This is a genomic window from Clostridium sp. AF29-8BH (assembly GCF_003478145.1).
Classification (GTDB): Bacteria; Bacillota; Clostridia; order Lachnospirales; family Lachnospiraceae; genus Otoolea; species Otoolea fessa.
Window position 1 is genome coordinate 16,599 of the sequence record NZ_QUEL01000009.1, and the last position, 12,390, is coordinate 28,988.

11 protein-coding genes and 1 riboswitch are annotated in these 12,390 nt (G+C 50.6%); of the genes, 9 read left to right on the forward strand and 2 right to left on the reverse strand.

Annotation, left to right across the window (positions count from 1 at the left end; translation table 11 throughout):
- Nucleotides 1-3 precede the first annotated feature (3 nt).
- From DWZ16_RS07515 to ribE, 9 genes are all read left to right on the forward strand, one after another.
- Nucleotides 4-810, forward strand: a complete 807-nt coding sequence (locus DWZ16_RS07515; protein WP_118522542.1) for a TIGR03936 family radical SAM-associated protein — start codon at nt 4-6, stop codon at nt 808-810.
- 104 nt (nt 811-914) lie between these two features.
- On the forward strand, nt 915-1,553 hold the full coding sequence (locus tag DWZ16_RS16720; protein WP_412694304.1) for a ribonuclease E/G: 639 nt from the start codon (nt 915-917) through the stop codon (nt 1,551-1,553).
- A 20-nt stretch (nt 1,554-1,573) separates the two neighbouring features.
- The gene (locus tag DWZ16_RS16725; RefSeq protein WP_412694306.1) at nt 1,574-2,191 is read left to right on the forward strand and encodes a ribonuclease E/G; all 618 of its coding nucleotides are present in this window, start codon (nt 1,574-1,576) and stop codon (nt 2,189-2,191) included.
- Between the two features lie 40 nt (nt 2,192-2,231).
- Nucleotides 2,232-3,593: an NCS2 family permease gene (locus DWZ16_RS07525; RefSeq protein WP_022359656.1), complete on the forward strand. Its 1,362-nt coding sequence runs from the start codon at nt 2,232-2,234 to the stop codon at nt 3,591-3,593.
- 430 nt (nt 3,594-4,023) lie between these two features.
- Nucleotides 4,024-5,421, forward strand: a complete 1,398-nt coding sequence (locus DWZ16_RS07530) for an MATE family efflux transporter (RefSeq protein ID WP_118522543.1) — start codon at nt 4,024-4,026, stop codon at nt 5,419-5,421.
- A 77-nt stretch (nt 5,422-5,498) separates the two neighbouring features.
- Nucleotides 5,499-5,614, forward strand: a riboswitch (FMN riboswitch).
- Nucleotides 5,615-5,852: 238 nt separating this feature from the next.
- Entirely contained in the window at nt 5,853-6,995 is a 1,143-nt protein-coding gene (gene ribD, locus DWZ16_RS07535; protein ID WP_118522544.1) for a bifunctional diaminohydroxyphosphoribosylaminopyrimidine deaminase/5-amino-6-(5-phosphoribosylamino)uracil reductase RibD, read from the forward strand.
- Between the two features lie 47 nt (nt 6,996-7,042).
- The gene (locus DWZ16_RS07540; protein WP_118522545.1) at nt 7,043-7,690 is read left to right on the forward strand and encodes a riboflavin synthase; all 648 of its coding nucleotides are present in this window, start codon (nt 7,043-7,045) and stop codon (nt 7,688-7,690) included.
- A gap of 15 nt (nt 7,691-7,705) precedes the next feature.
- Nucleotides 7,706-8,908, forward strand: a complete 1,203-nt coding sequence (locus DWZ16_RS07545; RefSeq protein WP_107001076.1) for a bifunctional 3,4-dihydroxy-2-butanone-4-phosphate synthase/GTP cyclohydrolase II — start codon at nt 7,706-7,708, stop codon at nt 8,906-8,908.
- 44 nt (nt 8,909-8,952) lie between these two features.
- Nucleotides 8,953-9,423 carry a 6,7-dimethyl-8-ribityllumazine synthase gene (gene ribE / locus DWZ16_RS07550; protein WP_107001075.1) on the forward strand — a complete coding sequence of 157 codons (471 nt, stop codon included), beginning with the start codon at nt 8,953-8,955 and terminating at the stop codon, nt 9,421-9,423.
- 138 nt (nt 9,424-9,561) lie between these two features.
- Here the strand turns inward: ribE and DWZ16_RS07555 are convergent, their stop codons facing one another.
- Nucleotides 9,562-10,572, reverse strand: coding sequence for a TAXI family TRAP transporter solute-binding subunit (locus DWZ16_RS07555; RefSeq protein ID WP_243021956.1), 1,011 nt, complete (start codon nt 10,570-10,572; stop codon nt 9,562-9,564).
- Between the two features lie 417 nt (nt 10,573-10,989).
- The gene (locus tag DWZ16_RS07560; RefSeq protein ID WP_107001073.1) at nt 10,990-12,243 is read right to left on the reverse strand and encodes a sodium/glutamate symporter; all 1,254 of its coding nucleotides are present in this window, start codon (nt 12,241-12,243) and stop codon (nt 10,990-10,992) included.
- Between the last annotated feature and the right edge of the window lie 147 nt (nt 12,244-12,390).

Consider the following 12,390-nt stretch of genomic DNA (forward strand, 5'->3'; position numbering starts at 1 on the left):
GTCATGAAGATACGAATTAAATTTCAAAAACAGGGAACGGTGCGTTTTATCGGTCATCTGGACGTGATGCGTTACTTCCAGAAGGTGATGCGCCGGGCGGAAGTGGATATCCGTTATAGCGAAGGATTCAGCCCGCACCAGATCATGTCGTTTGCGTCTCCGCTCAGCGTGGGGCTTATCAGCCATGCGGAGTATGTGGATATTGATGTCAATTCCAGCGGAAATTCGACCGGGATGGTGCGCCGCTTAAATGAGGTCAGCGCCGAGGGGCTGGAGGTGCTCAGCTACCGCGAGCTTCCGGAGACGGCAAAGAATGCGATGTCGCTGGTGGCAGCTGCTGATTACACATTCTGGTTTAAAGAGGGATTTGCACCGGAGGACGGCAGCAGTGTAGAAGAATTTTTCGGGAAATTCCTGACATTCTGCAAAAACGAGACAATTCCGTTTGTGAAGCAGACGAAAAAGGGCGAGAGAACCGTGGATCTGCGTCCGCTGATCTGTGAGGCGCGAATCGCGGAGCGGAAAGAGTATGTTCCGGCGATGGTCGCAGACTGGTATCCGGATCTGGAAAATGAGACGGTTGAGGAGGAAAAACAGGCAGAAGGAATCTGTGTCTTCCTGCGCCTCTTATCGGGCAGTGCGGCAAACGGAAAGCCGGAGCAGGTATTGCAGGCATTCTATGAGAGCCTGGGGCTGACCTATCGCCCGTTTGCCATTCAGGTCGAGCGCGAGGAGCTGTATGCGGACGAGGGCGCCGAGGGCACACCGGAGTATGTGCCGCTTGAGGCGTATGGAAGCGAGATTGTGTAAATGCTTCAATGTTCATTAAGAGATGAAATGCGAAGCGCCAGCAAAATCCGGCTGCAGGTAGCGCAAAGTGTGAACGGCAGTAAAAAAGAGAGGAGACGAAGAGTTTGGATCAGTTAATAGTGACAAAATGGAAGGATCGAAGCCTGACGGCGCTCCTCTCGGACGGGCACTGCCGGTCGTTGACGCTGGAATCTGGCGATGAAAGCCTGCTGGGGAATATTTACATCGGCAAGATAAAAAATGTGGTAAAAAACATCAACGCCGCGTTTATTGACCTCGGCGGTGGAAAAACCGGATATTTCAGCCTGGCGGAAAACCTGGTTCCGCTTTATACAGACGAGCTGAACCAGCTATGTTCATTCGAATATTCTGGAAATTCTGAGAAGAAAGTAAGTCCACGGAAACTAAAAGCTGGAGACGAGCTTCTCGTCCAGGTGTCCCGCGACGCCCTGAAAACCAAGGATCCGTCCGTGACCTGCTGTCTGAATTTTCCGGGAACCTATATGGTTCTGACGGTTGGAAAACCGCAGATCGGATTTTCGGCAAAAATCAAGGATAATGCCTGGAAAGAGAAGGTGCGGGAGGAACTTCTGACACATAAGGATGAGCGTTTTGGACTGATTGTCCGGACGAACGGGGCGTCGGCTTCCATCGAAACACTCTGTGCCGAGACGGAGAAGCTGAAACAGCAGATGGAAGAACTTTTGCCCGGGCAGCCTGCCGCACCTGTTACAGCCTTTTAGAGCAGGGTACGCCGCCCTATATCCAGAGTCTTAGGGATGCGAAGAAAGGAACCCTTTCGGAGATCATCACAGATGTGCCGGAGTATGCGAAGAAGATTGAGGCATGGCTGGAGGAAGAGAAGGAAGAGGACAAGGAACAAAAAGAAAATCAGACCCAGGCAGATAAAAATGAAAGCATAAAACAGGCGGTTCCGAAATTGTCCCTATATACAGATGAGAACCTTCCATTAATGAAGCTGTACCGCTTGGAATCGGTGCTTAAAAGTGCATCGGATCGCCGTGTCTGGATGAAATCCGGCGGCTATCTGGTCATCGAGCCAACCGAGGCATTGACGGTGATCGATGTCAATACAGGAAAATATACAGGGAAAAAGACGCCTGCCGAGACGATCTTAAAGATCAACCTGGAGGCGGCGCATGAGGTGGCGCGCCAGCTTTCCCTTCGCAATCTTTCGGGAATTATTATTGTAGATTTTATCGATATGGAATCAAAAGAAGATCAGGAGAGCCTGATGCGGGTTCTGGGAGAGGAACTTTCCAGAGATCCCGTCAAGACCATTCTGGTGGATATGACGCGGCTTGGGCTGGTGGAGATCACCCGCAAGAAGGTGCGCCGTCCGCTTCATGAGATTTTGTAGCGGTTGAATCATAGAATGAAAAACACAAGGAGAAGAAAAGATGTTTGAAAAAGTATTTAAGCTATCCGAGCATCAGACGACCGTAAAGACGGAAGTTATGGCTGGAATTACGACCTTTATGACGATGGCGTACATTCTGGCAGTTAATCCGAGCATCCTCGGATCGACCGGCATGGACCCGACTGCGGTGCTTCTGGCTACGGCTCTGGCATCATTCATCGGTACTGCCTGCATGGCATTTATGGCGAACCTGCCGTTCGTTCTGTCCGCAGGCATGGGGCTCAACGCGTATATGGCGTATACGGTGTGCGCGGGCTATGGCTATAGCTGGCATGTTGCACTGCTGGCTGTATTTGCAGAGGGTCTGATCTTCATCGTGCTGTCTCTGACAAACGTGCGCGAGGCGATCTTCAATGCGATTCCGTTGACTTTAAAGCGCGGTGTGTCTGTCGGTATCGGTCTGTTCATCGCATTTATCGGTCTTCAGAATGCGGGACTTTCAGTAGACTCTTCCACACTGGTAACGATCATCAGCTTCCCGGAAAATTTCCATACCGCAGGTATCTGTGCGCTACTGGCGCTGATCGGTCTGTTTATCATGGCGGTTTTATACACCTATCGTGTGAAGGGCGCGATTCTGTACGGCATTCTGGGAACCTGGATTCTCGGTATGCTGTGCCAGGTAACCGGCATTTACACACCGGACGTAGAGAATGGTTTCTACACCCTGTTCCCGACCCTGGGAATCACCGATTTCTCCAAACTGGGAGAGACATTTGGTAAATGCTTTACCGTTGACTTCGATGCAGTTGGAATTATCAATTTTATCGTAGTTATTTTCTCATTCCTGTTTGTAGATATTTTTGATACACTTGGTACATTAATTGGTGTAGCAACCAAGGCAGACATGCTGGACGAGGAAGGCCGTCTTCCGGGTATCCGTCCGGCGCTGATGGCAGATGCGATCGCAACTTCCTTTGGTGCGGTATTAGGTACTTCCACAACGACTACCTTCGTTGAGTCTGCATCGGGTGTTGCAGTCGGAGGACGTACCGGTCTGACTGCCCTGGTATCGGCACTCCTGTTCCTGCTTTCCACCCTGTTTGCACCGATTTTTACGGCGATCCCGTCCTTTGCGACGGCTCCGGCATTAATCATGGTTGGCTTCCTGATGGTGGGAACTGTAACCGAAATTCGTTTCGATGAGGACAATATCACCGAGGCAATCCCGGCATATCTGGCAATCATCGCCATGCCGTTGTTCTACAGCATTTCCGAGGGTATTTCCATGGGAATTATCTCTTATGTGCTTTTGAATGTGGCAGCAGGAAAAGCAAAGAAGATCACTCCGCTGATGTATGTGCTGGCGGTACTCTTCGTTCTCAAATACATTTTCCTGTAACAACTTGTAATAATTTAACCCCTGAAAACTTGACGAAAACAGGTTTTCATAATAAAATAGTCTATATCAAAAAAAGTTTTTAAAATTTTTTTGATTAACGTGCAATAAAATGCGTATGCAGCGCATTAACTTATTGAACGGATGAAAATCATTCCCGCGCGGAAGAACGCGGACAGAGACGAACAAAAACAAATCAAGTTACTCGAAATTCCTTGATGCATTACACTCCGTTACGAACTGTCCAAGATTTTCTGCTGGGATCTTTTCGGTATCGGTTGACAACCAGCAACCGATATTGGGTAAAAAGCGCCGGACCTGCTTGCAGTGCCGGCGCTTTTTACTGTGCAAAAATGGGGTAATTTTTATCAGGAATATCTCATTGACATTTTGGCGGGCAGACGGTATAAAGGACAGAGGAGGTGGGGTACATATGAAGATAGAAAATGATTTGGGGCGGGACGATATCTGTCAGCTGGTGCTCCGCCTGGCGATTCCTTCGATGCTGGCGCAGTTTATCAATGTGCTTTACAGCGTGGTCGATCGAATCTATATTGGAAATATCCCGGTGATCGGGGAGACAGCGCTTGCGGGTGTCGGTGTCAGCGGACCGATTGTGACGCTGATCTCGGCGTTTGCCTATCTGGTCGGTGTGGGCGGATCGCCGCTCATGAGCATCCGTATGGGTGAGGGACAGAATGAGAAAGCGAAAAAGATTCTGGCGAACAGCTTCTGGATGCTTGTCGGGCTGTCGGCGGTTCTGACGTTGGTTCTGTTTGTGTTTAAACGAGAAATTTTGACGCGGTTTGGTGCGAGTGAGGCAATTCTGCCGTATGCGGAATCGTACTTTACGATCTATCTGCTGGGAACGGTCTTTGCGCTGCTTTCGATCGGAATGAACCAGTTTATTATCTGCCAGGGATTTGCGCGGATCGGAATGATTTCGGTGGCGCTCGGTGCGGTAACGAATATTGTGCTGGATCCAGTGTTTATTTTTGTGTTTGACATGGGCGTGGCGGGGGCGGCGTTTGCCACGGTTCTGTCACAGTTTGCGTCGGCGGCCTTTGTCCTTCGTTTCCTGCGAGGAAATCGCGTGCTTCTGCGGCTTGAATTTGAATGTCCGCAGGTGAAGACAGTCTGTAAGATTGCGCTGATGGGACTGTCGCCATTTTTGATTATCGCATTTGACAATGTGCTGATCATTTCGCTCAATACGGTAATTCAGATGTATGGCGGCGCGGAGGCGGACATGCTTTTGACCTGTACGACAATCGTGCAGAGCTTTATGCTGATCGTGACGATGCCGCTCGGAGGCATTACATCGGGAACGGGGGCGATCCTGGGCTTCAATTTCGGCGCGGGACGCCCGGATCGGATCCGGAGCGCACAGAAGTATATCACATTGCTGGCGGTGGTGCAGTGCAGCATCATGTTCCTGTTTTCCCGGACGCTGGCGCAGTATTTTGTGTATCTCTTTACGCGCAATGAGTCCTATGTGGAACTGACTGTCTGGGCGATCCGGGTCTACACGATGGGGATTATTCCGCTGGCAGTCCAGTATGAGGTCGTAGATGGATTTACCGGAATGGGTGTGCCGTCGGTGGCGATCTCGCTGTCAATGTTCCGGAAGCTGCTGTACCTGGTCAGCGTGTTCCTGATTCCGGTGTTTGCGGGAGTTGAAAATGTTTTCTACGCAGAAGTGGTATCGGATTTCGGCGGAACGACGGTGTCGGTGATCGTGTATCTTCTTTTGATTGGGCGCATTATGGGGCGCTGTGTAGAGCGCGCGAAATTGAACGGTAACTCAGATAACGCTGTCATCAATCAATAAATGATAAAAATAGTAGATTGACAAACGGATCCTCTGGATCTATAATGCAATACAGATAATGAATGACAACAAAATAACGATATCTTCAGGGCAGGGTGTAATTCCCGACCGGCGGTAAAGTCCGCGAGCGCATGGCGCATGATTTGGTGCAATTCCAAAACCGACTGTATAGTCTGGATGAAAGAAGAGAAAACGTAAATAAAAACGGCGGTGCCGGGAAGCTTCCAGATACACTCCCCCGGATGATGGATATGGCGGATATATACCGCTATGGCAAAAGAGAGAGAAAAGTCATCGAGAATGGATGTAAAAAAATATTTACGATAATTAATATCATGAAAGATATTATAAAATAGAAATTATAAGCCTGAGATGTGAAAATAAAAGTATTTCACATTTCAGGGCTTTTTGCATGGAAAGGCGGGGAAAAGATGGAACGAATCCACGTAAAGGTTCCCGGTGAGCAGCCACAGGATCGGGAATATATGAAGCAAGCGTTAGCGCTGGCAGAAAAAGGACACGGATGGGTCAATCCGAATCCAATGGTCGGCGCGGTGCTGGTAAAGGATGGACGCATCATCGGCAAGGGATATCATACACGATATGGACAGTTTCATGCAGAACGGGAGGCATTTAAGAATGCGGCAGAGCGGGGCGAAGAGACGGCGGGAGCAGATTTGTATGTGACGCTGGAACCCTGCTGTCACACCGGAAAACAGCCGCCGTGTACGGAAGCGGTGCTGGCATCCGGGGTGAAGCGCGTGATTGTCGGCTGCACGGATCCGAATCCGGTGGTGGCAGGGCGCGGCATCCGGCTTCTGAGGGAAAAAGGACTGGAAGTGGTGGCCGGAGTTTTACGCGGAGAGTGTGAACGGCAGAATGAGGTGTTCTTCCATTTCATGCGGACGAAACTTCCGTTTACGGTGCTGAAATATGCGATGACACTCGACGGAAAGACAGCGACGGTGTCGGGTAAATCCCAGTGGATCACCGGCGAGGCGGCGCGGAAGCGGGTGCATGAGGATCGCGGGCGTTATATGGCGATTCTGACTGGCGTTTCGACGGTGCTGGCGGACAATCCGCAGCTGACCTGCCGGATTCCGGGAGGGAAAAATCCGATCCGGGTGATTGCAGATACGAAGCTTCGGACACCGCTTTCATCGACCGTGGTACAGACCGCGCGGGAGACACCGACCTGGATTGTGACGGCGGTATCGGATGCCGGAAGAAAGGAAGCATATGAGGACGCCGGCTGCCGTGTTTTAAGTGTCCCGGCAAAAGAGGGAGAACTGGATTTGCAGGCGATGATGCAGCGGCTGGGCGAGGAGAAAGTGGACAGCGTGATGGTCGAGAGCGGCGGGACGCTGGCATGGTCCTTTTTAAAGGCAGGGCTTGTGAACCGGGTGCAGGCGTACATTGCTCCGAAGATTTTCGGAGGTGCAGGCACCCCGACCCCGGTGAGGGGAACCGGCGTGGATGCGCCGCCGGAGGCATTTCTTCTTAAAAAGCCGGAGGCAGTGTGGCTGGGGGAGGATCTGCTGCTGGAATATGAGGTGTCCGGCCAAGATGCATGAGGCGGTGTTAGAATGGGAAAAAATCGCTGATTTGAAAAGGAGAAAAGATGTTCACAGGAATCATAGAGGAAGTGGGAAGGATCCGCGCGATTGAGCGTCAGGCGGTATCGGCACGGATGACGGTTGCGGCGTCCAAGGTGCTCTCGGATGTCCATCTGGGCGACAGCATTGCGGTCAACGGTGTGTGTCTGACGGTCACATCATTTGGGAGAGATTATTTCTGTGCGGATGTGATGCATGAGACGCTGAACCGTTCGTCCCTGGGGGGGCTGGGTGTCAAAAGCCCGGTCAATCTGGAGCGGGCGATGCTGGCGGGCGGACGGTTTGGCGGACATATCGTCTCCGGTCACATCGACGGAACCGGAACCATCCGGGATGTGCGCCGGGATGGAAATGCCGTCTGGTATACGATTCAGGCCCCAGAACCGATTCTGCGGCTGATTGTGGAAAAAGGATCGATCGCGATCGATGGAATCAGCCTGACGGTCGCACGGGTGGATCACGTATCATTTTCCGTTTCCATCATCCCGCATACGCTGCAGGAGACAGCGCTTGCGTTTAAGCGGGCAGGCGATATCGTCAATCTGGAAAATGACTGCATTGGAAAGTATGTGGCGAAGCTGATGGGAGTGGAAGAAGAGGATAAGGCAGGAAAGGGCATGACAAGAGAATTTCTGCAGCGGTATGGATTTTAATAGAGGAGGAGAACAATGAAGCAGTTTGATACAGTTGAAAAGGCTCTGGACGAGCTGAAACAGGGACATTTAATCCTGGTTACGGATGACGAGGATCGCGAAAACGAAGGCGATCTTATCTGCGCGGCAAGTTTTGCCACGACAGAAAATGTCAATTTCATGGCGACGCATGCGAAGGGCTTAATCTGTATGCCGATGAGCGCAGAAATCTGCCGGAAGCTGCAATTCCCACAGATGGTGATGGATAACACGGATAACCATGAGACGGCGTTTACCGTATCGATCGACCATAAAACGACGACCACCGGTATTTCTGCCGAGGAGCGCGGTATTACGGCGCGCGCGTGCGTGGATCCGGACACAAAGCCGGAGGATTTCCGCCGCCCGGGACATATGTTTCCGCTGATGGCGAAGAAAAACGGCATTCTGGAGCGCAACGGTCACACAGAGGCGACGGTAGACCTGATGCGGCTTGCAGGGCTGCCGGAATGCGGTCTGTGCTGCGAGATCATGCGCGAGGATGGAACGATGATGCGGTCGGAAGAATTATTTGCGATGGCAGAACAATGGGGTCTGGCGATGATTTCCATTAAACAGCTGCAGGAGTACCGCAAGAGACATGAAAAACTGGTCGAGTGTGTGGCAGAGACGCGGATGCCGACGAAATATGGCGAATTCCGCGCGTATGGCTACCTGAATCTCTTAAATGGAGAACACCATGTGGCACTCGTCAAGGGCGATATCGGAGATGGGAAAGATGTACTCTGCCGCGTGCATTCGGAGTGCCTGACCGGCGATGCATTTGGTTCTCTGCGCTGCGACTGCGGACAGCAGCTTGCGTCGGCGATGACACAGATTGAGAAAGAGGGACGAGGCGTTCTCCTCTATATGCGGCAGGAGGGACGAGGCATCGGACTTTTAAATAAGCTGCGCGCTTACAAGCTGCAGGATGGCGGCATGGACACGCTGGATGCGAACCTTGCGTTGGGATTTAAAGGCGATCTGCGGGAATACTACATTGGGGCGCAGATTTTAAAGGATCTGGGAATCAAGACGCTTCGTCTTTTGACCAATAACCCTGATAAGGTATATCAGCTTTCGGATTTTGGCATGGAAATCAAAGAGCGCGTGCCGATTCAGATGGAGGCGACGCCGTATGATGGATTTTACCTGAAAACGAAGCAGGCGCGGATGGGACATATTTTGAATTTTAAATAGAAAAAGTGACAGGCGAAAATAGATCGTCGGAAAGGATGGTACTTATGCGTACATTTGAAGGAAACGTAGTAGCGGAAAATAATATGAGGATCGGAATTGTGGCGGCACGATTCAATGAGTTTATCACCTCGAAACTGGTCGCAGGCGCGCAGGATGCGCTGCGCCGTCACAATGTCTCGGAGGAGGACGTAGATGTTGCGTGGGTTCCAGGTGCTTTTGAGATTCCGCTGATTGCGTCGGAGATGGCGAAGTGCGGAAAGTATGATGCGGTGATCTGCGTGGGTGCAGTTATCCGTGGAAGCACAAGCCATTATGATTATGTGTGCAGCGAGGTTTCGAAAGGAATCGCACAGGTTTCGCTGGCAAGCAGCGTGCCGGTTATGTTTGGTGTGCTGACGACGGATACGATCGAGCAGGCGATCGAGAGAGCGGGAACAAAGAGCGGAAATAAGGGATTTGACTGCGCGACGGGAGCAATCGAGATGGTGAATTTGCTGCGGGAGATCCGGAAGTAAAAATAATCAGGTAATCGGGCATCGAAAAAGCCAGGACTGCGGAATGCTGCAGTCCTGGCTTTTTTGTCTTAGGAAAATTCGTCCATGCGCCAGGTTTTGGTGTTACCTGTTTTTGTTTGCTATCATGTTACTCTGTTTTCAACAGCCCCTGTTCCGTATAATATTTCTCAGCTCCCGGATGCAGCGGAATAGGAGCTGGCTGCATATATATTCCGGATCAGATAAGTTACTTAAGGATGGGTGGGCGCTGATCAGTTCTTCACGGGATTCGTCGAGAATCTTGGTGATGGTGTAGACCAGCTGTTCGTCCATGGATGCGTCCACGCAGAGAAGGCATTTGATTCCGAAGGTTTTCAGTGTCTCGGTTTGTCCCGGATAGGTACCGGCTGGGACAGTGGCGCGGACGTAGAAGGGGCTGGCTGCAAGAATTTTTTGCAGTTCTTCGTCAGTGTACTCCAGCAGGCGGCAGGGCGTCTGGCTGGCCAGGTCGGTCAGGCTGTGGACCGGGATTCCGGCGAAGCTGTGGACGGCGTCGAGTTTACCGTTTAAGACAGAGTCCACGCTGGCGGAGAAGCTGTAGTTTTCAAGGGCAGTGTTGGCAATATTGAGCCCGGCTGCCTTGAGAGCGGTGCGGGCGGAAAGCTCCGTGGTGGATCCTTCTGGTCCGACGGCAATGTGGTGTCCGGCGAGTTCATGAACGTAGGAGATATGCTCGGACTCCGGCGCCATCCAGGTGGACAGGCTTGAATAGACGGCCCCGATCGCCCGCAGGGATTCGACCGGATGACCGGAAAATTCGTCCGTTCCCTGATAGGCGGAAAATGCCACATCGCCGCTGACCAGTCCCATATCAAATTGTCCGTTTTTGATATTTTCCACGTTCGTGTAGGAACCGTTGGAGGCGCTTAAATTGACCTTGAGCTGTTCATCATGTCCGCTTAAAACAGAGGCGATGGCACTGCCAATCGGGTACATGGTTCCGCCGCTGTCGGCAGTTCCGATGGTCAGAACGTGCAGCTCTTCATCTTCTTCGCTGGGATGGTCGTTGACCCGCGCATCTGCGGCGGTGCTGCCGGAACAGCCGGAAAGTCCGAGCAGGAAGGTAAGAAGCATCATTGGTGCCAATTTTACCAGTTTTTTTATTTTCATAGATCTCACCTTTTCGTAGTTTATCAGTATATAGAAAAAAACGCAGCGGTTCTGTCGAATGCTGCCTTAGCGATTAAAAGAATATTAAAACTCTATAAAAAGTATAACACAAAAAACATTGATAAGACAAGACCAAGGAAGAGGAAAATATAAATGTAACTGTTCACAGGTAGGCACTTTTGGAACCGAAAGTGCCGTAAGAAAACGTGGTGGCAGCAGGAATTTGCCGTATTTAAATGCGAAGCCACGGCAAATTCCGTTACTGGGCACGTATGCGTGAACAGTAACAAAAAAGAGCGTCCGGTTTATGTGGGGGAACCGGACGCTCTTCTTTCAGGTTACATTTTCAATTGAGCTTTAGGTATGTTGTTATATAAAAGATGTCTTATATGAAGTGTTCCTATCTCGTCTCAGTGATTATTTTGTAATCAGGCTGGAGAAGATGGAAAGGAAAATCGGGTTGTAAATATCGTCGATGATAACTGCGAAGGACGGATACAGAACCCAAGCAACGGTGTGCCATCCATACTGATCCATAACGGCTTTCTCGTTTGCTACTGCGTTCGGACCTGAACCACAGCCCCATCCACAGTTACCAGCTGCCATAACAGCTGCACCGTAATCGCGGCCAAATACGTTGAAGGATACGAAGATTGCAAAGAGTGCCATCAGGATAGCCTGTGCAAGGAGGATGATACCCATCTGACCAGCTACCGGAGCCAGCTTTGTGATATCGATGGTCATCAGAACCAGTGCCAGGTAGAGTTCCAGGAACATATGCTCGATAGCGTCGATCTCCGGAACCGGGAATTCGATACCAGCTGCATCCATGATGTTTCTTGCGATAGCACCTGCGAACAGACAGCCGATGAATTTCGGCATCTCGATCATCGGGATGTTGTCTAACAGGCAGTAGATCGGCATACCAAGTGCTGCTACAAGCAGAGACAGGGCAAATGCTTTGATCATACGAGTGTTGTTAAGAACAGCTGCTGAACCTGCTTTTGCGGATTCCGGTCTGTCGTTCGGGTCAGATTTCAGACCGTGACGGGAAATCAGGAAAGCTGCAACCGGACCACCGATTAAGGAACCCATGATGTTGCCCATAGTACCGGCTGCTACACCGACTGTGGTTGCATCCGGAGCACCCATGTTCTCGAAGATAGGACCAAATGCAGAAGCAGTACCAACACCGCCGGACATAGCTGAGGAAGAACACTGCAGAGCCAGAAGCGGATGAAGACCGATGGCGCTGCCTACCAGGTAACCAACGACATCCTGTAAGGTAATCAGGACACAGGCTGCAACTGCGATTGCGATACAAAGCTTTCCGCCTGCATGCTTTAACATCTTGTAGCTGAAGCCGAAACCTACGCACAGGAAGAATAAGTTCTGGCATAAGTCTTTCACGATTTTTGCATCAAAGGAAAAACCGATGATTCCGGAACCCTTGATGATAGATACAACAACAGAAAAGATGATACCGGAGATAACCGGAGCCGGTATAGCATATTTTCTGAGCAGGGCGCTGTGAGCGACAATCGCGCGTCCTAAGAAGATAACGATGGCTGCGAAACCAAGTGTGGTCAGATACTCGAACTGGAATGTTGCGATGGCACCGTCCGCTGCCGGTGTGTAAGTTCCAAAGTATCCCATAATGTGTTCTAACATAGAACTTCCCTCCATTCTTTTTTTAGAATTTGTTTATTTCTTTTATAAGCAGTTTATAAGATTGAAAAAGGGAAGTCAATTTATGTAATTTTAAATACAGTTTTGTAAGTATTGTAAATAAAAATGACTATAAGAAAGCGACTGCAG

Bases quoted from the DNA above. Each gene is read 5' to 3' on its own strand.
- DWZ16_RS07530 (WP_118522543.1), top strand. From the start codon at position 4,024: ATGAAGATAGAAAATGATTTGGGGCGGGACGATATCTGTCAGCTGGTG.
- DWZ16_RS07515 (WP_118522542.1), top strand. From the start codon at position 4: ATGAAGATACGAATTAAATTTCAAAAACAGGGAACGGTGCGTTTTATC.
- DWZ16_RS07525 (WP_022359656.1), top strand. From the start codon at position 2,232: ATGTTTGAAAAAGTATTTAAGCTATCCGAGCATCAGACGACCGTAAAG.
- ribD (WP_118522544.1), top strand. From the start codon at position 5,853: ATGGAACGAATCCACGTAAAGGTTCCCGGTGAGCAGCCACAGGATCGG.
- DWZ16_RS07555 (WP_243021956.1), bottom strand. From the start codon at position 10,572: ATGAAAATAAAAAAACTGGTAAAATTGGCACCAATGATGCTTCTTACC.
- DWZ16_RS07560 (WP_107001073.1), bottom strand. From the start codon at position 12,243: ATGTTAGAACACATTATGGGATACTTTGGAACTTACACACCGGCAGCG.
- DWZ16_RS07540 (WP_118522545.1), top strand. From the start codon at position 7,043: ATGTTCACAGGAATCATAGAGGAAGTGGGAAGGATCCGCGCGATTGAG.
- DWZ16_RS07545 (WP_107001076.1), top strand. From the start codon at position 7,706: ATGAAGCAGTTTGATACAGTTGAAAAGGCTCTGGACGAGCTGAAACAG.
- ribE (WP_107001075.1), top strand. From the start codon at position 8,953: ATGCGTACATTTGAAGGAAACGTAGTAGCGGAAAATAATATGAGGATC.